This is a genomic window from Frankia tisae, from assembly GCF_025403405.1.
In the GTDB taxonomy this organism is placed as follows: domain Bacteria; phylum Actinomycetota; class Actinomycetes; order Frankiales; family Frankiaceae; genus Frankia; species Frankia tisai.
Window position 1 is genome coordinate 1 of sequence record NZ_JANEZT010000076.1, and the last position, 20,356, is coordinate 20,356.

Consider the following 20,356-nt stretch of genomic DNA (forward strand, 5'->3'; position numbering starts at 1 on the left):
ACCCTGGACCCCCGAAGCCGTCGCCCGCGTCCTCACCAACCCCGCCTACACCGGAGCCACCGTCTGGGGCCGCACCACCGGACGCCGACCGGTACCCCCCGACGAATGGATCATCTGCCCCTACGCCCACCAGCCGATCATCGACGGACGAACCTTCTTCCACGCCCAGCTCATCGCCCGGCCCGGCACCGGCTTTATCAGCCCCAACCTGCCGGCCTGGGAGTTCCTCGGTCCTGAAGGCCCTTCCGTGGGCACCCAGCAGATCTCTGCATCCGACCGCCCGGCGGTCTACAGGGATAAGGACGACGATGCCTCCCAGTGAGTGCCCGGCTGAAGATCTGGATGGGAATAACCGCGAGCATTCGGCTCCGCCCTCGGCCGAGTCCGGACCCGGATTCAGTCCTGGCCGGTCCTCAGTCCGGCAAATTCCAGAGAGCCCGGACCCGGCCTCTGCCTTCATCTGCGCCAGGACGTGTTCGGACCCAGACCAATTTTCCTGCCTCCCAGGGCAGCACCCGATTCCCGCCGGCATTACCATTTCTGATCCCGGACCAGATATCGTCTCATGCTCGCTCGGAAGTAGCTGCTCACCTCGCCGTGCCGCATTATCATCCGCATCTCATTCAACGAGCGGAACCGATGAAGCACCCCGCACCCTTGAAGTAGTCATACCCAGCCACCCGCCCGTCCTTACCCCGGGGCTGGCTGCCGTCCTGCTTCGACTACTCGCTCGCCACACGGCCGTGCAGCCCGCCTCCGACAGTACGAACCATGAAGCTCAACCACCGGACAGCGAAGAAGGAACCAAAAGAAGGGCCTCCTGAATTGATTAGGATCGCGTTCTACGGCCGGGTGTCCACCGAGGACCAGCAGGACCCCGAGTCCTCCCGCGCCTGGCAACTCGCCCGCGCTCACGCCCTCACCGACGCCCACGGGGAGATCGTCACCGAGTACTTCGATATCGGCCACTCACGCTCGATCCCGTGGAAGCGCCGCACGCAGGCCGCTCTTCTCCTCACCGCACTGCGCGAGCCCGGCCGCGGCTTCGACGCGGTGGTGATCGGGGAGCCGCACCGGGCGTTCTACGGCAACCAGTACAGCCTCGTGCACCCCGTCTTCGAGCACTACGGCGTCGTCCTGTGGGTGCCCGAGGTCGGCGGCCCTATCGATCCCGCATCCGAAGCCCACGATCTGATCATGTCTGTGTTCGGAGGCATGTCGAAAGGAGAACGGAACCGGATCAAGATCCGGGTGCGAACTGCAATGGCAGCCCAGGCCAAGACCGAAGGACGCTTCCTCGGCGGACGGCCGCCCTACGGCTACCACATCGCCGACGCCGGCCCCCACCCGAACCCGGCCAAGGCCGCCGACGGCAAACGCCTCCACGTCTTGGAACCCGACCCGGTCACCAGCCCGGTCGTGGCCAGGATCTTCCGTGAATACGCTGCGGGCAAGGGCCTCTACGCGATCGCCGAAGGACTCACCGGCGACGGCGTCCTCAGCCCGTCAGCCCACGACCCGGCTCGTAACCCCCATCGCACCGGCATCGCCTGGTCCAAACCGGCGCTACGCGCCATCCTGACCAACCCCCGCTACACCGGCCGGCAAGTCTGGAACCGCCAGCGCAAAGACGAGGTCCTCCTCGACGTCGAGGACGTCGCCCTCGGCTACGAGACTCGGATGCGGTGGAACGACCCGGACGTCTGGATCTACTCGGCGGGCGTCGTGCACCAGGCCCTCGTCGACGACGACACCTTCGCCCAGGTCCAGGCCCGCTACGCGGCAAAAAAGCTGGACCCCAGTGGCCCGCGCGAACCCAAGCGCACCCGGCACCCCTACCAGCTACGCGGCCGGATGCGATGCGGGATCTGCCAGCGGCGGATGCAGGGCAGCTGGAACAACGGCAAGGCCCACTACCGCTGCGTCTACCCCGACCAGTACGCCTTGGCCAACCACGTGAAGCATCCCCGCAGCGTCTACGTCCGCGAGGAACTCATCGTCCCCCACCTCGACCGTTGGCTCGCCCGCGCCTTCACACCACCCCAACTCCCCGATACCATCGCCGCCCTCACCGCCGCTCAGAACGACGGCACCGACCTCGGTCGCGACGCCGATCTCGCCCAGGCCCGGCGGACCATCATCGACTGCGACGCCAAGCTCGAGCGCTACCGGCTCGCTCTCGAAGCCGGCACCGACCCCACCCTCGTCGCCCGCTGGACCGCCAAGGTCAACACCGAACGTGCCGCTACCCAAGCCCGCCTACGCACCACCACCGGCCGCAGACGCATGACCGCGCTGGAGATCAGCGACATGGTCGCCGCCGCCGGCGACATCGTGGCCGTCATCGCCGACACCGACGCATCCGACAAGGCAGAGATCTACACTCAACTCGGACTCGAACTTACCTATGAGCCGGGAGACAACAGAGTGATCGCCGAGGCCAAGCCTCTGCCGATCATGTACGAAGGAGAGTGTCCGAGGGGCGACTCGAACCATTACCCCACCGCCGGTCACCCTCTCCGATGACCTCGTTCTCGCAGGTCAGCCGGGGTGCGACCGATGAGCATCCCAACCGGCGAGCACACGACGGATTCTACCGAAAGCCGAACAATGCCGGGTGCGCCTCGGCGGACGGAAGAGCCGGGGGCCGCGGCCCGCGGGGTGACCGTGATCATGGGCGGCGTTGTCGGCCTGAGCTTCCTGTTCGCGTTCGGAAACGTGTGGCTGCTGGCATTGCGGCTCGGGGTACCCGCCTACGTCGCCCCGCTGGTCGCGCCGTCGGTCGACCTGTCAGTAGTCGGCCTGCTCCTCGGAATCCGATACCTGTCCGCACACGGCGCCCGACCTGAGCAGCTGCGTCCAGCTCGGCGGCTTCTGGTGTTCGCCAGCATGGTCACCCTGGCATTGAACGTCTCCGAACCGATCATCAGCGGCGAGTACGGCAAAGCCGCGTTCGACAGCGTCGGCTGCTGGCTCCTCATCGGCTGGGCCCACGTCGGCCCCGGACTCCTCCAAGCCATGCACGAACTCGGACAGGCCGAGCCGGACACGATGGCAGAACAGCCCGGTGCGGCGGACGCGACGGAACTCCAGGAAGCCGCCGGCCTGGCCAACGGGAGCCTCTGGGAGCCGGCTATGGCGCCGGGACCGGCGAGAGTGCCCTCGAAGCCCGCGGTCGTAGAAGTGGAACGGCCGCACTGCGACCGTGAAGGGGCCGCTGGCAGGCTGCTATCTGTTCCTGCGCAGGGCGGGACCGACCGGAATCCTCGCGCGGTCACCGACGGGCTGTTGCTGCAGCGGGCACGGCAGGAGGACACCCTCTACTGGGAAGAACACCATCGGCCGATCTCCGCCGAGGCTCTACGGCAGCGACTGAAAGTCGGCTCAAAGCGGGCACGGAGTCTCGTGGGGCAGCTACGAGCCGACACGCACCGGACACTGGAAGAACACGCGGCCGAGGCCGAACTCCCGGCAGCCGACCATGGGCCACTCGATCCGGCAGGCGCAGTTCTGGAGGCAGCCGAAACCGTCGACCACGTGCGGGAGGCGAACCGACTCGGGTCGGGTCCATTGGCCGAAGCCAGCTGACCGCCACAGTCGCCGGCGTACCAGCCGCCTGGACCGGTTCGGTCGCTCCCGCTGCACCTGGTCACCCTCGCGCCGACCAGGTCACGCTCGCCCAACGGCTCGACGACGACGGCCAGCACACCGTCGCGACTATCGACAGACATGTTCGGCCTGCCCGCGCTCGACGGCTTACGCCCACGTCGACCCCGCCAGTGTCGGCCGGCCCGGGGGCGGAGTGAGCGTGTTCCTGCGCCTCGTGGGCGCTGGGCGCTGGGAACCGCCTGCGACCACAGCGGGCGGGTTGCCCCCAGTCCTCACCGAGAGACGGGCCGCGGTACTCACGCTGCCGTGTTCACATCGAGGGCACCGCCCCGTTGTCGGTGCTGGGAGGTACCTGGACCACGGTGACGACGGTGGGCAGCTGGGGATCTTGTTCGATATCCAGCATGGCCGTGACCTGTTCAGAAAGCTGCAGGGCGCTACTGGCCACAGCGATGATCATTTCCGTCCGGATCAGATAGCGACCGAATCGCCGTGTCCAGCCCTCGTTCCGATCCTGTTCGTCGCTCAGTCGTCCCAGGAGATCCGCCCGGCGCCGAAGCGCGCCGATCGTGCGATCGAACGCGGCCTGGATCGCGGCGATACCTCGGATCGAGTAGTCGTCCAGCGCATGGGTCATCTCCGTAAGAAGGTCGAGCAGGAAGACGCGCAGATCCCCGTCGATGTTCAGTGCGACGAGGTCAGCGGTCTACGCAGACGCACCCGTCCGGCCGGAGGCTCGGCAGGCTGCCAGCTTCCCGGTTAACGCAGGCGGATCACGGTACCGGCGCCTCGGGAGGTTTGTACCAGCCGAAGTGATCTTTGAAGGTGCAAGATGGAGACATGTCCGACGGGGGTGTGGCCGCGGGCGCCCCGATGGGCGGGGACGCGGAGTGGGGTTTCTTCGTGGCCTGTGCGCCGGTGGATCGGGATTGGGGTGCCTGGGTTGCCTGGACGTTGGAAGCCGCGGGATTCGATGCCTGGTTCGGGGCGTGGGACACGCTTCCGGGCGCTAACCGGGTCAGCCGAGTTCAACTAGGGATCTCGCGGTCGGCCCGGGTGCTGGTCGTGCTGTCTGATCGTCCTGGTTCTGATGGCGGTCAGGGTGAGTGGCACTCGTTCTGGGAGGACGATCCGGCTGGGCGGCAGCGCAAAGTTCTGGTGGTCCGGGTCGCCGAGCTCCTCGCGCCGCCGCTGCTCCGTGGGCTGGCGCCGATCGACCTGTTCGGGCTGTCGGAGGTCGAGGCGAGAATGAAGCTGACGTCGGAGGCGGCCGTCGCTGTCCGTGGTCTTCGGACGAAGCCGGCCGAGGCACCGTCCTTTCCATCTGGTGATTCGACGGCACGACGGCCGCCGTTCCCGGCGGAGGCGGCGCGGACGCCTGCTTCGGTGGATGGCGCGCTGGCCAGCGCGCTCGCGGCGACGGCGGACCGGCACGCTCGGTTGATCGAGTCTCGGTTGCCGAAGGCGGCCGGCCCGGCACGTCCGTTCGTCGAGCGGCTGGTCGGCTCGCTGACCGCGGCCGACGGGCCGACAGCGCTGGTCGTGCATGGCCGTGCGGGTTCCGGGAAGTCCACCGTGACGGCGGAAGCGGTACGGCAGCTTCGGGAGCTGGGCTGGGCCGCGGCTGTCGTACGAATGGACATAGTGGGCGACGCAGTGCGGACCGCTGACGCGCTTGGCCGGGCGTGTGACCTGCTGGGCTCACCAGTGGCCCTGGCGGCGGAGTTCGCGGCGGGTGCGCCTGCCGTGGTGCTGGTGGATCAGTTGGACGCGGTGAGCGAGTACAGCGGACGGATGGCGGACTCGTTCGAGGCCGTGGACGACCTTCTCAGGCAGGCCGAGTCCGCTCCCAACGTCAGGATCGTGCTCGCGGTGCGCACCGTCGATCTTGAAGAAGATCCGCGGATGCGTAACGTCCTGGCGGACAGCAGGCGGGTGGCGAAGGTCGAGTTGGGCGACCTCGAGCCGGCCGAGGTGCTGGCGGTGCTCAGCCGGCTCGGCGTCGACGCGGCGGCGCTCGATGCCGCGATGCTGGAACTCCTGCGGGTGCCGCTGCATTTGGCGGTGTACTGCGGCCTGTCCGCGTCGTCGCGCCATCGGACGTACGCGACACTGGCGGAGTTGTACGCGAGGTACATAGGTGACTTCCGTCAGCGGATCACCAAGAAGATCGGGACGCTGGACTGGGAGCGGATCGTCGCTGCGGTGGCGGCCGCGATGAACGACCGTGAGAGCTTGGTCGTCCCGGCTCCGGTGGTTGAAAGCCAGTTTCCGCCAGAGCAGATCCGCGCGTTGGAGTCCGAAGGCGTGCTCCTACGACAGGGCTCCCAGGTTGGGTTCTTCCACGAGACCTTCTTTGACTTCGTGTTTGCCAGCGGGTTCGTCGCGGCGGGCCGGGACCTGCACGACTTCCTCGGCGCGGACCGGCAGGCGCTGTTTCGCCGTGCCCAGACGCGCCAGGTGCTGGAGTACCTCGCCGAAACCGACAGGACGGCCTTCCTCACCTCCGCGCGGCGGCTGCTCACCAGCGACCGGATCCGTTCGCACCTGCTCGACGTCGTCATCGCGGTCCTGCGACGTCTGCCAGCGACCGCCCAGGATTGGGCCGTCATCGAGCCGCTCGCGTTCGACACGGGCCGCCGTTCGGCGCAACTCGCGGGTCTGCTCGCGGAGCCGGCCTGGTTCGACGCCGCCGACGAGGCGCTGCGATGGGAAGCCCTGCTGGACGGTCCAGCAACCCAGGATTTGGCGGCCCGTGCGGTGATCGCGGCGGCCCGGCACCGGCCCGACCGGGTCGCCGAACTGGTAGCTCCTCGCCTTGGCAGAGCCCAGCCGTGGCAGAACGTGCTTCTGCCTTTCGCGACCGGTTCCGGGTCCGCCGGCCTGGCGGATCTGGTCGTCAGATTGATCGAACGAGGGGACCTTGACGGCCTTTACGGCAAGGCCGCCAACGGTTTCGACTTCTGGCTGCAACTCAACGGTGCCGCGAGCCGCGCCCCGGCCGACACGGCGAAACCGGCCGGGGCGTGGCTACGCCGCGCCGTCCTGCGCGCCCGAGCGGACGGCAGCGACGACCCGTTCGAATCCGGGCACCTTCTGCGCCGCTCGCCGTCTGGCCCCGGGGTGATTGGAAAGATCGCGGCCGATGCGCCTGACGCCTTCGTTCAAGAGATCTACCCGATCGTCGTCGACGTCGTTGCCCGCGCCGCCCGGCCGGCCCCCGAAGGGCGACTGCGCCGCTGGACCCGGGGCCGGATCCCAGGCGTGCCCAACGTCGACGGCGCGCTGGTCGATGGTGCCGCCGAGGCCCTACGCCAACTCACAGGTGATCAGCCAGCCTTGGCCGCTGAGCGGGCGAGAGAACTGGCGGCGAGCGACGTCTTCGAGCTTCGTCAGCTCGCGTGCCGGGTCTGGGCCGCGCTGCCTGATTTCAGCGATGAAGCGGTCGACTGGCTGCTGTCCGACGACCAGAACCTGCACCTTTACGAACCCTCCCACGAACTCGTCGAGGCGGCTTCTCAGCACTGCGACGACACGCATCTGCGGGCACTGGTCCTGCGGTTGCTCGACTACGACCACGAGGACGAGGCAACCGGACCCCGGCGAGGACAGACGCAGTACTGGCTGCTCACCGCCGTCGACCCAGCACGCCGCAGCCCGGTCGCCGAGCAACGCCTCGCCGAACTCGCCCCGGCCTTCGCTCAACCGCTCGCACCCTTCGAGGACTCCCACAGCGGCACCGTCGAGCCTCCAATTTCCGCTGACGAGGCGGCGCTGCTGTCCGACAACGACTGGGCCCTGAAGATCCGCGAGTACCCGCACGACACGGTCGACTGGTCACGCCGACCGCCAGTCAGCGGAGCGCCAGGGCTCGCGAGCCGGCTACGAGACCGCGCCATCGTCGAGCCCGAACGCTTCGCCGCGCTGGCCCTCACGCTCGGCCCCGAAGTCGCACCCTTCTACCTGTCCAGCGTGGTCAGTACGGTCGCCGACAAGGTGCCCGCGGACCTGTTCACCAACCTCTGCGTCCACATTCGCGCGGTGGCTGGGCTCGAGGCCGGCGCAGAGGTGTGCCGCGCGATCGGCCGGTCCGCCGCCGCCGAGCCGGCCCTCCTCACGCTCGTTGAGAACTTCCTCGACGACACCGACCCCGCGCCCGACGCCGAAGTCAGGACGGCGAGGACCCAGGAAGACGAGTGCACGGCTGCGTTCCACCGTGACGCGACCCGAGCAGCCGCAGGCGAGGTCATCGCCCAAGTCCTGCACACCGCACCCGAGCACACCCCTCGCCTCCTGCCAGCGATATGGCGGCTCGCGGCCGATCCCGCGCCCGCGGTCCGCGACGCCGCCGCGCTGACGGCCCGCGTACTGCTCGGCATCGAAGCCGATACAGCGCTACAGATCGCCGTCATTGTTCTCGACGCGGCCACAGGCGAGGAAGCACAGACCGTGCGGCTTCTTGGCGCCGCGTTCGAACGGGAGCCGGAGCGCTTCGCGAGCTACCTGCTGCAAGCGATGACCGGATCTGAACCGGTCGCGGAGTACGCGGGCGCCGTCTGGGCCCACCACTCCCTGCGAGGCCCGCTTCCCGCCCCGCTTCCGCGGACCATCAGGGAACTGTCAGACACTGCGCAGCAAGGAGCAGCCGAGCAGTTCGCCGCGCAGCCCGTTGAGGCCACGGACCAACTCGTGGCACTGTTCGATGACCCGGACGAACGGGTCCGGCGCAGAGCCTCGATCACCTTCGAACGCCTCGACCAGATGCCAGCTACAACCGCCACCCGTCTGGTTGCCGCGTTCACCACCAGCACCGCCTTCGCCGAGAACCTGGACACGCTGTTCCGCGCCCTCCAACGCAGCAACCGGCTCCTGCCCGAGACCGCGCTCGACGCCTGCCAGCACGCTATCGCGATGACGGGCAACGACCTCGGCGACATCAGAACCGCAGCGGCGGGCGCCGCAATCGACATCATCGGCCTCGTTCTACGCCTCTACCGCCAAGCCGACGAGCCACTCCGCCGCCGCTGCCTCGGCCTCATCGACGACCTCTCCGACGCAGGCGCGCTCGACCTACAGAACGCACTCGCTGCTGTGCGGTAGCCAGGGCCACTCGGGCCGAGGTTGAACGCATTCGTGCCCCCAAGGACGTGGCCGATGTGCCATGAGCGACCAATGTCACCCACAGCGCCGGCCAGAGGTTCCGGGCGCGGACACGATCGGCTGGCATCTGGCTCACCATCATGCGGTCACCCTGTCGCGGACGACGATCCACCGGATTCTCACCCGCGCCGGGCTGTCACACCTGAGCCAGCGAAACGGCCACGGTCGTCCCATATCCGTTTCCAGGCCGAGGCGCCGAACGAGTGCTAACAGTCGATCATGTTCTCGCTTTCGAGAATTCTGTTCCAAGTTCACTGGTCAGATGAGGTCTGCATGCCAGCGTTGGGTTCGGCTTAGGTGCTGGTATCCGACCCACTCCTGGGCGATGCGGCGTCCCTGGACGAGGAGGTTGGTGGCGATTTCGCGGTGCTCTCCCGGGAGCCAGTTGGACAGCTCGGCAGCGCGGTCCTCGCTCACGGCCATGTCGCCGGCTCGCCAGCTCCGCCCGACGGTGAACAGCTCGGCGTAGAGGTGCGTTGCAGGGCGGACTGGAGGAAGTCCGGTCGCTTGTGCTGTGCGCTTGGCCGAGACGGGGATCCGCAGCCCGGAGGAGTCGACGTCTCCGAAGTAGCGGATCCGGCGGATCTCGCGGCTCTCGGTGATCGACCGAACGGAGGAAACGAAGCTCCCGCCCAAACCCCAGGCCACGTGCCCGACGTTGTGGCTGGCCGGCAGTGCTTTCACGACCGACCACCACGTCGCGCTGTTCTCGACCACGAGCAACAGGTCGCCGTCGCCGACGCGCTTCAGGTGGTTCTCGTTCAGCTCTTCCAGTACCTGCTTGCTGAGCAACGGCGGAGGTGTCGCCGTGGCGTGCAGCAGGTCGAGCAGTCGCTCCTGGTCACTGAACAGCGGTCCCTTGCGCACGTCGTCCAGTGCCTTCTCCGGTGAGGGGAAGGTTTCCTCGTCACCGGAGGCGCTGAAGATCTCCAGAGCGCGCTCGCGCAACGGAACGAGGGTCGTGCGATCGGGGTTGCTCAGCAACCAGGTGTTGATCGCCAGGTAACAGGCGCGTTGTCGAGACCCTGCCATCGGCCAGGAGCCCTCGAGGTCATACAGCAGCCTGTGCCAGCGAGGCATCGCGGGAACGGCTTTCGTGGTAGGTGCGGCCGTGGGAATCAGTTTGATCTTCAGGGGAAGCGTGACGATCTCCCGGTCGGTGGCCTTCACCGGGGCGATCCGCTCGCGCTCGATCAGTACAGCGAGGCTGTCGCGGATCATGACCGCGATACCGCTGTCTTCTTCCCTGCGCTGGTAGACGGTGTTGAAACAACGGCGGACATCGTCGATCGGCACCTCCCTGCGCGTAGTGCCCGCCCAGTTTCGTTTGGTGGCCCAGGACACGAGTTCCTGGTAGAGCTTGTCCGCGAGCTGCTCAATCCGTCTCGTCACGCCGCCGCCTCGGGAGAACCGTCCTGATGGAGGTCAGAACACCGGTGTCGTCCGGTGGAGCGAGACCCTGGAGGTGCGGCATAATTCGCTCGTGCACCGACAGGTACTTCCTGCCTGCGCGCACAGCGGAGTCGTTGCGCAAGCGGACGATCAGCGGGAAACCGCCGAGCGCTTCCTCCTCGTACAACCCTGTGGTGTAGACGAGCTGGACGCCGAGGGCCGTGGCGACGCCGAGCTGCAGGTCGAGCAGATATGTCGCCGAGGCCCGACCGATGGGGTTGTCGAGGAACAGCACACCCGAGTGGTGGTGACGAGCCTTGCCCTGGTCGTTCGCGCGTAGCGCGGCGAGCGTGCAGTAAAGGATGATCGCGGCAGTGAGGTGCTGGCCGCCGGAGAACACGTCGCGCACCTCGGAGATACCGACGCGCTCGGTCCGTAGCACCGCGTCCGGCTTCAGCATTGTCACCTTGAAACCCTTGGGCACTGCTGCTCGCACGGACCGCAGCACCACCGCCAAGCCGTCGACCTTCCCCGAAGACTTGTACCGTTCGACCGCGTCGTCGAGAACCTGGGCGAGCTGGTGGGTGAGCAGGTCTCCCTCAACCGGCTTGCCGCCGATGCGGAGGAACTCCATGCCGGTCCAGCTTCCGAGTCCGGCGGGCAGCTTGGACAACCGCTGAGCAGTGAGCAGCTTCAGGAATGCTCCGTCCACGATGGCCGTCAGCCGTTCGAGAATGGCGTTGCGGTGGCGGTCAATCTGTTCCAGATCGTCGGTCAGTGACCTCAGACGAGGGCGGAGTTGCTTCATCCACTCCTCGGCGTGGTCGCCGAGAGCCGATGACGCCACTCCGCGGATCTGGACGCGAATCGGGATCACCATAGCCTCGAACCTGCTGTCCGCGGCACACAGTTCGAGCTGCTCGGCTCGCGAGTTCAGCAGGTGCTGCGCGTCCTGCGCGGTTCTGTGCGCCCTGGCTGCGGTGCGCCGAAGCTCGGCATACCTCTCACGCGCTGCCTCGACGTCGCCGCCGAATGGCTCGACGTCAGCGAGGTATGCACCAGGTTGGTCGTCCGCGGCGGCGTGGTGGGTCTCGGCGATCATCTTGAACGAGTCGGCGAGAGCCCCGGCCGCTGCCAGCTTGTCGCGTGCCTGATAGAGGTCTGCGAGCAGTTTTTCATGCACTGCGGCCGCCTGTTCAGCCACCTCGGCGGCCTCGGCGGTGAGCTGGTCGCCGTGCGGTACGTCTCGTGGTTGCCGCACCAGGTCCAGCGGAACGGGCGGCTTCGGCGACTGTTCCAGCCGGACCTTGCAGGCAGTGTGCCCCTCGGATGCGGCCCGAAGCACTTGATCGGCCGACAGCAGGCGGGAGTCGGCCAGCGTGGCCGCGGTCGCTCTGGACGCTACGTCCGCGCCCTCCGTGGAGTTGAGGAGGTGCCGTGCTGCCTCACGCACGTCGAGCGGTTCCTGCTCCCACACCAGGCGGGCTTCAGTGGCCTTGGCTTCGGCCTGACGCAGGTCCTTGAGCTGATCGTCACCGACTGCGGCTTGGTCATAGACGCGTTGTGCATGCTGAAGTCCCTTGCGCAGTACAGCGACCGGTTGATCGGGCACCGGATCCTCGCGGTTGGCCGCCGTATCCCCGGGAAGTTCGTTGATCTCCTCATGCGTCCGCGCGGCCAGAGCTCGCAGGGAGTCGGCCCGGCGCTGACCGGTTTCAATGTCCTCGCGCAGCCTGGTGAGGAGCAGTGAGAACGTCCCGGCCCGTCTTTCCTCACCATCTGCCCGGCTTCGTGCCAGTCCGGCGTCTTGGCGCCAGACCGCGGCTTCGCGGACCTTGTCCGCCAATTCGGCCAGACGGCGAGCGCGTTCCTTGGTCGTGTCGAGTGCTTGACGCATCTCGACGAGGCGGACCCTCAGCTCGTCTCGTACCTTGATCGCGCTGCCGAGTACCTCCACCCTGTGCGCGACGGACTTCTCCGCCTCTCGCAAAGCCGTCTCGGCTGAGGTGACCGCATCCGCGAGCGCGGCCAGCGTACCCACGGGGTACTCGCCGCGCCATGTGACCAGCCTCGCGGCGAGGGCTTGATCGGTGGCGTAAGCGGCATCCAGTTCGGACAGTTGGGCCGTTCGTACCGCGTGCTCCTGAGTGATACGAGCGCATTCCTCTTTCGCGGCGCTGCGGTCGTACAACGCCGGACTGGGTGGTGCGACGAAACCTGCCGCTGGACGCAGCGAGAGGTCGAACTTGACGTCTACGTCCACATCGAACGAGTGGGGGGTGGCTACCACGACAGTCCCTGTAGGGTGATACTCGCGTTCGGCGATCACCTCACGGGCTCGGTCCAGATGCTCGGGTTTGTTGACTAGCACACCTCCCGCCAGGTGGGGCAGCTGGCGTACAAGCGCTGCGCGGACCGCCTCATCTGACCGGTCCGCCAGGTAGTCCCACCCGGTCCCGCACGCGATTCCGTCCGACTCCAGCAGATTTCGGATGTGTGTGACTTCATGATGGGGTGGAAGAAGGGCATCGGGATCGTCCGCCCACAGCAACCGAGCCGGTTCGTCGGCGGCGTCCGCGACCCTCAGTGCCGTGCGCCTCCGGTCGAAGTCGGCTTGTGCCTTGACGAGCTGATCGAGCAGTGTCTCGGCGTCATACTCGAGCATGACGTCGTCGGTGTCGAGGAGCTCGACCAGACGCGGCTCGCCGGCCAATGCAGCGGCGGCAACGTCCGCGCGTCGCAGCGATGCCTGCGCGTTGTCGTGGCAGCTGCGTGCGTCGGTCTCGACCTGACGGGCCTCCGCCAGTTCCGTCCTGGCGGTCTCCACTTCGTTGCCAAGGCCTTCCAGGCGGCGGCCAGCCTCCTCCACGGCCGCGGAGTCCACCCGCATCTGGTCGGCGACCGCGACCGCGTCCTGGGCGAGCGACGCGGCCGAACCGGCCAGCCCGTCGCGGACAGCGGTCCGGACCTCCTCGTCCACCTTGGACGCGCGCTGATCCAGCTGCGTCGCGAGCAGTGTGGCTTCGAGGCTGCCTTCCACGGCTGATCGCCAGGACTTCTCGGTGGCCTCCACCGATTTTCGCAAGCCCGCGAGAGCCGCGTCCTCCTGCTGGGACTGATCAAGTGCGGCATCCACGGTGACGATGAGCGCTCGCGCCACGGCACGCGCCTTCTCGTTGCGCGCACGTAGCGCAACTTGTGCGGCGTCCTGCCTCTCGGCGACTACCTTTCGCAGCGTGGCGACGCCTTCGGCAGCCGCTTCATGATCGAGGAGCTTTCGGGTGGCTGCCCACCCCTGAACTACTCGATGAGCGGAGGTATGTGCCGTGGCCGCGTCTTCCTGCGCCGAGAGTGAGGCTGTTACTCGAAGCTCGGCTGTGCGGTATGCCAAGGCCCGCTGGACGTCTTTGGCCCCGCCGAGGGCGCGTTCCGCAGTTGCCGTCGCCTCGGTGAGGTCAGCGATGTGCTGTTGCCGTTGCTCCAGCAGCCCGGTTTCGTGCATCACCCGCGCGACCAGTCTCGTGACGAAGCCGGCTAGCTCGTCCGCCGCGGCGGCGGCATCGCGCTGGGCTCGTGTAGTGGCGACTCGTTGCTCGTGCAGCGGGCCGAGGTGCCCAAGCACCTCCTCGACGAAGGTACGTTCCTTCTCTAGGTCACCGCGCTTGGCCAGCTTCTCGGCGTGTCCCGTAATGGACGCGGCGAGGTCCTCGTGGTCTCCGGCCGGCAGCACCGCCTTGAGCAGGAAGTCGACGAATGCCTCGTCGGTGGCGAAGGTGAATGCGTCGGCCGCTTCTCCTTCGCCGGCGTTCATGGCTCGCTGGTAACGGAACAGCTCGGAGTCGAGCCCGAGGTCGCCGAGCTGCTCCGTCCACTTCCAGTGCCTGTCCGCCCAGTTCAGCTCCAGCGTCGGATCTGTCTCCGCGAGGTCGTCGAGTCGTGATCGGAACTCGTGCGCGACCAGGTTGGCGCCGTTCTCCGCGAACGGCAGCGTGGCGATGCCGACGGTGTTGTTTGGACGCAGGCTATACCAGAGGTCGACGAGACCGCTTTCTCCTGTCTGAGGGCTGCGTCTGCGCCAGTCCGACACCTTGCCTGTGAGCAGCCGGCGCCCCGTGCTGGTGTGCATCCACTCCAGCACGACATGGGCCACATCGTCACGGCCTACGAAGTTCTCCAGCACCTTGGAGTTGGACGTGCCGACTACCTGACGTCGGCCTGGCAGCATGACCGAGAAGATCAGCTTGATCAGTACGGATTTCCCGCCGCCATTCTCCAGAAAGAGGATCGAAGCCGGAGAGGGGCGCCGGATCTCTGGGCGGCCGAGCACCAGCTGCTGGCCGCGGACTGGCGGACCAACGTCGGACAGGTCGATCGTGACGTCTTCGTAGCGAGCCCCCGCAGGGCCCACCGAATACAGTCGGACCTTCGACAGTTCGTACATGCGGAGCGTGTTCCTCGACTCAGTTCGCCGGTGCGGCGGGGGTGACGTGCGCAGGCTCGAGGGCTATCCGTGGCACCACGCCGAGTTCGAGTAGCTCGCGGAACGCCGCTTGTGAGGCGAGCTGTCGGACGTGGATCTGGTAACGACTGGTGGGGCGGAAGGTCTCGTCCGACTCCTCGCCAACGGCCTGCACGAGACCGCGCTCAGCGAGCCACCTGAGGGCGCGCCGCACCATGCCCCGTGTGCTGTCACTGTTGTTCCGATTGTCTTTCGTGGACGCGACCTCGTGGCGGTTCGCATAGGCGCGCCAGGCTTGTTCGAGCTCGGGCGCCTCCGCGGAAGTATCGGTGTTGCCCGTTTCGGTCATCGTCCGGTCTTTCAGCACCCGGCACGTCTCCCGCACCACCAGATCGACCGCCTCGACCGATACGCGTCCTACGTACTGGTCGTTGGCCAAGTCGTCGGGCCGGGGAAAGGCCAGTGCCGCGATGGCGAGGTGTGCGATGCCGTGCAGCACCTTCTCGGTGTCCCTGCGCTCACGCAGCTTCGCCTGACGTGCGTAGTCGTCCATCTTGATCTCGAAAGGGGAACCGGGCTGTGCCGCCAGAACGATCCCGCTGACTGCGGTCACGTCCAGCACGGCGAGCCCCAGGCCCATGGCGATCGCGTCGACCGCCGCGGCGAACACGTCGTCACATCTGTACCGGTCAACCAGGGTGCGGTAGACGGCGTCCCGGCCGGGGACCTGCCTACCCCGCAACCCCATCGAGACCAGCTGGGCAGCCTGCTCGGCGTCGGTGATGTCGAGTTTGTTCACGCGGACTCCTCGTGCACAGTGTTCTGTTCCTCTGCGGGCACCACGACCTCCGCGGTGGTGAGCAGCAGGTCATCGCCTGTCGCTCCGTCTGGCGACTCAATGAGGCGGTTCGCAGGAACCGCGACCAGCATGCGGGACTTGCCTTTGAGCACCGCCGTGCTGATCGCGGGGTTGTAGGCGTTGGCGGCGCGCAACGCGACGAGCGCGGGCAGCTCGTCGTCGAAGTCCGCGGCCTCCTGCAGCAGCGAGCCGAGTGTGCGGACCTGACCGGGCAGATCCAGCAGAGCGTCCGCCTGAGCCTTGTGCACGTCCGTGAACCTCCTGTCGTCCTGTGCCTCATCCAGCTCTGGAACGACTACCGGACCTGCGGTCCGGTCGCGATCGACGTTCGGGCGCAGCAGCATGGAGACGAGGGAGGGCAATGCCGGCGCATCTGGGCTCTGCGCCCCCGAAGCCGCTCGGAAGAACTGCTCCAGTGGGGCCACCGCGTCGACGATCGGCAGTGCGAGTACCGGCTTGAGAAGCTGCCCGTGCAGATCCAGCGCTGCTCGCTGTGGCGAGCCGGAGAAACGCTGTCTGTCCTGCTCCTCGCGGAACACCGAGCGCGCGGACTGGATGCGGTTCTGCAACTGGGTGTGCCGGCGGATGCAGTCCGCCACGATGGTCACCAGCTCGGCCGCTCTGCGCTTGTGGTCCGGATCGTCGGACTCGTCGCGTGCCTGGGTTATGTGGCGCAGGATCGCGTGCTCGACCTTGAAGCGGTCCTCGATGTGAGTGAGTGCCTTGTCCAGCATCTCCGGCAGTTCCTGCTCCCAGTCCACCACGCGGATGTCGCGGCGGGTGGCATCGAGCTTGTGCCGGAGCATCTCCCCGTACTGGACCGTGCGGTAGCGAGCCTGTTCGGCGGCGACGCGTGCGTCCGCGAGCTGTCCGCGGATGATCAGGTTCTCCAGCTTCACCTCAGCCGCCACCTGCGCGGACTCGACGTCGGTGTCGAGCGCACCCACGAGGACGTTGATCGCCTCGTCGGTCGTCCGCAGGTAGATCTCGCCGCGGTTTCCGGCAACCTCGCGCACGAGCTTGAAGTCGAAGGTGAGGCGCCGATAGTCGCCGTCGGCACCGATCTCGCCGTAGACGTGGTGAAAGACCCGGTCGACCGTACCGACGTTGATCAGCTTCTCCAGCACCCACCGCGCGACACGGCGGTGCTCCTCGACGCTGCGGCCGGGTGCCTGGGCGGAGATGAACGGGGTCACCCGTTCCTGCACGGCGTCATGTGCCGCGCCGGTGTCGAAGTCCATCGCGATGGTGACCTGGTCGATCGTGTGCATCGCGACCTCCGCCATCTGGTACACCGTTGCGTCGACCCAGTCCAGCTTCGCCTTGTGGTAGTCCAGTTCGTGCAGGGGCGCGGTGCAGGCGAGGGCTTTGAGCCTTCGGGTCAGTCCGAGGTCGGCGCTGGCGGTCAGACCGGCGCTCCGCCCTGGAAGCTGCGCAGGTTCACATGTGGGAGGAGCGGGTGCTGGTGGTGCAGGAGGCAGTTCCGCGACCGGAGCGGGCAGGCCGAGAGCGGCACGACACCGGGCCGCCAAGTCAGAAGCCTCGTCGAATCCCTCGTCTGCGGCGAGCTCACACCACTCCAGTGCCTCCTCGAAGCGCTTTGCGCGGGTCAGCGCGCCGGCCAGCAGGAGCACGGAGTCTCCGACACCCTGTTCTGCGGCCACGGCGAACCGCGCGATGGCCTCATCATGCTCTCCGCGGTTTTCTGCCTCCCGCCCTTCGGCCAGCGCGAGCTTGGCGTACCGGAGCAGGTCGAGCTCGGCGCGAGCTTCGGTGTCGGCCCCGGACAACTCTGGCCTTCGCTGGTGCCCGGCTTCGACCGCGTTCATCCAGCGCCGTGCGGCGAGGTCGTCGTCGGGCGGTAGCCCCTGCGCCCGCCAGGTGTCTGAGGGCATCTTGTCGAGGTTCCGTCAACCATGATTGGTGCAAGCGGGTGAGCGGGAACCTCGACGATAAGAATACCGGTCCCCCCTTCCTCATCCTCCGGATCAGGCAGGAGGGTAACGCCGGGTTGCACCGGCGGATCGCACCGGTGCAGCGCCGCGGAGTCGACCCGCTCGGCAAACCCGGCAAGCTCGACTGGCACCACTTCGATGGCAATGCCGGCATCGTTTTCCTCGACACCGATAATAACAAGCACGCCGCCGTCGAGTGCGAGAGACGCCAGATGCTCAGCCATCTTACGCTTCGCGCTGTCGGTCGGCTCGTAGGTCCGCTTCAGCTCGATGTAGTGTTTCTCAGATGTGCGACGGGCATAGATATCCGACAGGCCGCTGGCGTAGGTAGGCCGCGTCCATACGGGTCTGCTCATAACCCGCCATCTTCGCATCGCCGATGAGCCCATCGTCTACCGGGTGTCGTCGACGCAGATGGTACGGCATAAAGGAGGGCAGGCCAGTCCTGCTGGAAGCAGCCTTAGAGGGTGTCTCACGTGGCCAAGTGGATCTTCTTGCATGATCTGAGCTGTGAGCGACCGCCTGGCCCTGCGGCTGGTACCGGACGAGCTCTGGGAGCTCGTCGAGCCTCTGTTGCCCTCCTTCACGCCGCGTCCGCAGGGCGGGGGCACGGCTCCGGTGGAGGAGCGGGCGGTGTTCACCGCGGTGGTGTACGTGCTGACGTCGGGGTATGCGTGGCGGCATCTCCCGCCGTCGTTCGGGGTGTCGGCGCCCACGGCGCATCGCCGGTTCCAGGTCTGGACCCGGGCAGGGTTATGGCCTCGGATACACCGGGCGGTGCTGGACCGGCACGGCGCCGCTGGGACCGTGGACTGGACCTCGGCGATCGTGGACTCCGCGAGCGTCCGGGGAAAAGGGGGGCTCGCTGACCGGTCCGAGCCCGGTGGACCGGGGCAAGGCCGGCTCGAAACTGCACGTGCTCACCGATGCCGCCGGTCTCCCGCTGGTCGTCGGTGTCTCCGGTGCCAACCTGCATGACGGCCACGCCCTGATCCCGCTGGTCACGGGGATCCCCGTGGTTCGTTCCCGGCGCGGCCCGCGACGCCGCAAGCCGGACAAGCTGCGCGCGGACAAGGCCTACGACAGCGAAGACCTGCGTCGTTTCCTACGCGACCGCGGGATCGCGCACCGGATCGCCCGCAAGGGCATCGAGTCCAGCGAGAAGCTCGGCCGCCACCGGTGGAAGGTCGAAAGGACGATGGCCTGGCTCGGCGGCTACCGCCGCATCACCATCCGCTACGAACGCAACAGCCATAACTTTCTCGGGTTCCTCACCCTGGCAGCGGCGCTTACCTGCTGGAAGAAACTAGCCACGTGAGACACGCTCTTAGGGTCACAGGGGTAGCGACACCCGGTTGACCTGGATTGGCTTCGACACACTGGCTGTTCGCCTCGGCCAGCCGCGCTTGAGCGGCGTTCGCCTCCGGTTTGTGGATGAGTCTTCCAGCGATGTCTCGTCCGCGGGCACGAGCCTCGCGGCCGTCGTCGGGCGGGAGGTCAGATGGCGTAGTTCCCACGGCGACGGGCCGGCGAGAAGACAGCTGTGGGCCGGGAGAAGCGGGGAGGGCTCCGGATCGAGAAGCAGCCGCAGCCACCAGTCGATCGCAGCCCCCTGCGTGCCCCCGGCCACCTCGCCCGCAGGAAACAGCCGAGCAGTCCCGGCCTAGGCGCGGTAGGAGGCCTGGACCGGCCGATGATGCGGGAACGTCTCGCGAAGCCAGACAGTGACCGGACTGGTCGGGTCTCGAAGTTCTGCCACCAGCGATGACATTCACCACCACCTCCAGCAACAGTATGACAGCGAGATACAACGGGATTCTGGGGAATGGTCTCGCCATGTGGCTCTGCCGACTGTTTTTCGGGCTGGTAGCCGCACCGCGGGCCACATCCTTGCTGCTCGCATCCTCGCAGTCAGACAGCACATGCCGCGCCGACGACGAGCAGCGCACGCCGCTGCCCGACCTGTGCGCAGTAGCGGCGCGAGCCGTGATCCGGCGATGCCACCGCGCTACGGCCGCGCCAGGGACAGTCCGTTCACTCGCGCGGGCAGCCTGGAACTCGTCGAGGACGACGACCACGAGCAGCGGAACCGTCTGATCGCAGAGCCGCTGAACAGCACCACGTCGTCAAACAGCGACCACAACCCAGGATACGCACAGAGACAGCGCCATCCTGCTCAGATGCCGAGCCGAAGGAGCGTTCCGGCGGAGGCGGCGTACCTTCGCGGATACATCGCACGTCGATCGCGAAGCCGAGGTAGGACGCAGCGTCGATGGCCATCCTGATGGCGCCTGTGAGCCCGCGGATCAGTAGCCCGCGGACCGGCGCCCCGGCCGGTACCGGTCAGTCCGGGCGATGCTAGCTAGAGGCCGTACCCAGCTCGTCCAGAGCAGCGACATCCACGGAGCGAGCCTGGCCGTCGGCGCACCTGACGGCCAAGACCCGGGCCACCAACAGATCCCACTCGAAGCTGGTCAACCCGACGTCGAACGGCCGGATGCCAGCAGGGGGATAGCCCTCAAAAGTGCAGGTAGAGCGCATGTGGGGTAATGGTTCATATCGGACGGGCGAATTGAACCCCACACCCTATATGCCCAGGTCAGAGACTATGTTGATCTCGTTAGGTTGTGTCCGAGGGGGGACTCGAACCATTACCCCACCGCCGGTCACCCTGTCCGGTGACCTCATTCTCGCAGGTCACCCGGTATGACCGAGGACGGATGTCGGTACCACCCACGCGACGGCCACGCGTTCCGACGACCGGCGGCGTGAGCTGCCATGGGGGTCGATCACTGGGCGGATTCAAGCGGTCATAGCGACGCATGCTTCGCCAGCAAATCGTTGAAGACTTCGACCGGCTTCGCCCAGCCCAACGTCTGCCGCGGCCTTCCGTTCAGCTGTTCGGCCACCTTATCAAGCTCG

At 67.2% G+C, this 20,356-nt stretch carries 11 protein-coding genes; 5 read left to right on the top strand and 6 right to left on the bottom strand.

Annotated features, from left to right (window positions below; translation table 11 throughout):
* The 3 genes from NBZ85_RS09965 to NBZ85_RS09975 all read left to right on the top strand — a co-directional run.
* Positions 1-322, top strand: a 322-nt coding sequence (locus tag NBZ85_RS09965; RefSeq protein ID WP_261561839.1) for a recombinase family protein, incomplete at its 5' end; no start/stop codon positions are given.
* A 503-nt stretch (positions 323-825) separates the two neighbouring features.
* Positions 826-2,526 carry a recombinase family protein gene (locus NBZ85_RS09970; RefSeq protein ID WP_261561840.1) on the top strand — a complete coding sequence of 567 codons (1,701 nt, stop codon included), beginning with the start codon at positions 826-828 and terminating at the stop codon, positions 2,524-2,526.
* A 33-nt stretch (positions 2,527-2,559) separates the two neighbouring features.
* Complete coding sequence (locus NBZ85_RS09975) at positions 2,560-3,588, top strand: hypothetical protein (RefSeq protein WP_261561841.1); 1,029 nt, start codon at positions 2,560-2,562, stop codon at positions 3,586-3,588.
* A 331-nt stretch (positions 3,589-3,919) separates the two neighbouring features.
* On the opposite strand, the gene NBZ85_RS09980 is transcribed toward NBZ85_RS09975, so the two are convergent.
* Complete coding sequence (locus tag NBZ85_RS09980; RefSeq protein ID WP_261561842.1) at positions 3,920-4,246, bottom strand: hypothetical protein; 327 nt, start codon at positions 4,244-4,246, stop codon at positions 3,920-3,922.
* A gap of 203 nt (positions 4,247-4,449) precedes the next feature.
* On the opposite strand from NBZ85_RS09980, the gene NBZ85_RS09985 reads away from it, so the two are divergent.
* Positions 4,450-8,709: a TIR domain-containing protein gene (locus NBZ85_RS09985; protein ID WP_261561843.1), complete on the top strand. Its 4,260-nt coding sequence runs from the start codon at positions 4,450-4,452 to the stop codon at positions 8,707-8,709.
* A 318-nt stretch (positions 8,710-9,027) separates the two neighbouring features.
* Here the strand turns inward: NBZ85_RS09985 and NBZ85_RS09990 are convergent, their stop codons facing one another.
* The 5 genes from NBZ85_RS09990 to NBZ85_RS10010 are packed head-to-tail and all read right to left on the bottom strand — an operon-like array spanning position 9,028 to position 17,790.
* Entirely contained in the window at positions 9,028-10,113 is a 1,086-nt protein-coding gene (locus NBZ85_RS09990; RefSeq protein WP_261561844.1) for a Wadjet anti-phage system protein JetD domain-containing protein, read from the bottom strand.
* A 31-nt stretch (positions 10,114-10,144) separates the two neighbouring features.
* Positions 10,145-14,602: a coiled-coil domain-containing protein gene (locus tag NBZ85_RS09995; protein ID WP_261561845.1), complete on the bottom strand. Its 4,458-nt coding sequence runs from the start codon at positions 14,600-14,602 to the stop codon at positions 10,145-10,147.
* 19 nt (positions 14,603-14,621) lie between these two features.
* Positions 14,622-15,419 carry a hypothetical protein gene (locus tag NBZ85_RS10000; protein WP_261561846.1) on the bottom strand — a complete coding sequence of 266 codons (798 nt, stop codon included), beginning with the start codon at positions 15,417-15,419 and terminating at the stop codon, positions 14,622-14,624.
* Positions 15,416-17,374 carry a hypothetical protein gene (locus NBZ85_RS10005; RefSeq protein ID WP_261561847.1) on the bottom strand — a complete coding sequence of 653 codons (1,959 nt, stop codon included), beginning with the start codon at positions 17,372-17,374 and terminating at the stop codon, positions 15,416-15,418. Before NBZ85_RS10005 ends, NBZ85_RS10000 begins: the two co-directional genes overlap by 4 nt.
* Positions 17,305-17,790: an AlbA family DNA-binding domain-containing protein gene (locus NBZ85_RS10010; protein ID WP_261561848.1), complete on the bottom strand. Its 486-nt coding sequence runs from the start codon at positions 17,788-17,790 to the stop codon at positions 17,305-17,307. Before NBZ85_RS10010 ends, NBZ85_RS10005 begins: the two co-directional genes overlap by 70 nt.
* Positions 17,791-17,956: 166 nt before the next feature.
* Between NBZ85_RS10010 and NBZ85_RS10015 the strand changes: the two genes are divergently transcribed.
* Positions 17,957-18,752, top strand: a protein-coding gene (locus NBZ85_RS10015) for an IS5 family transposase (protein ID WP_438803071.1) whose coding sequence is annotated in 2 segments (ribosomal slippage) — positions 17,957-18,286 and positions 18,288-18,752 — 795 coding nt in all. Because the reading frame shifts where the segments join, the coding sequence is not laid out codon by codon here.
* Positions 18,753-20,356 lie beyond the last annotated feature (1,604 nt).

What these genes read in the sequence shown, in the direction of transcription:
- NBZ85_RS09980 (WP_261561842.1), bottom strand. Translation starts at nt 4,246, where the DNA reads ATGACCCATGCGCTGGACGACTACTCGATCCGAGGTATCGCCGCGATC.
- NBZ85_RS09985 (WP_261561843.1), top strand. Translation starts at nt 4,450, where the DNA reads ATGTCCGACGGGGGTGTGGCCGCGGGCGCCCCGATGGGCGGGGACGCG.
- NBZ85_RS10010 (WP_261561848.1), bottom strand. Translation starts at nt 17,790, where the DNA reads ATGAGCAGACCCGTATGGACGCGGCCTACCTACGCCAGCGGCCTGTCG.
- NBZ85_RS10005 (WP_261561847.1), bottom strand. Translation starts at nt 17,374, where the DNA reads ATGCCCTCAGACACCTGGCGGGCGCAGGGGCTACCGCCCGACGACGAC.
- NBZ85_RS09975 (WP_261561841.1), top strand. Translation starts at nt 2,560, where the DNA reads ATGAGCATCCCAACCGGCGAGCACACGACGGATTCTACCGAAAGCCGA.
- NBZ85_RS09995 (WP_261561845.1), bottom strand. Translation starts at nt 14,602, where the DNA reads ATGTACGAACTGTCGAAGGTCCGACTGTATTCGGTGGGCCCTGCGGGG.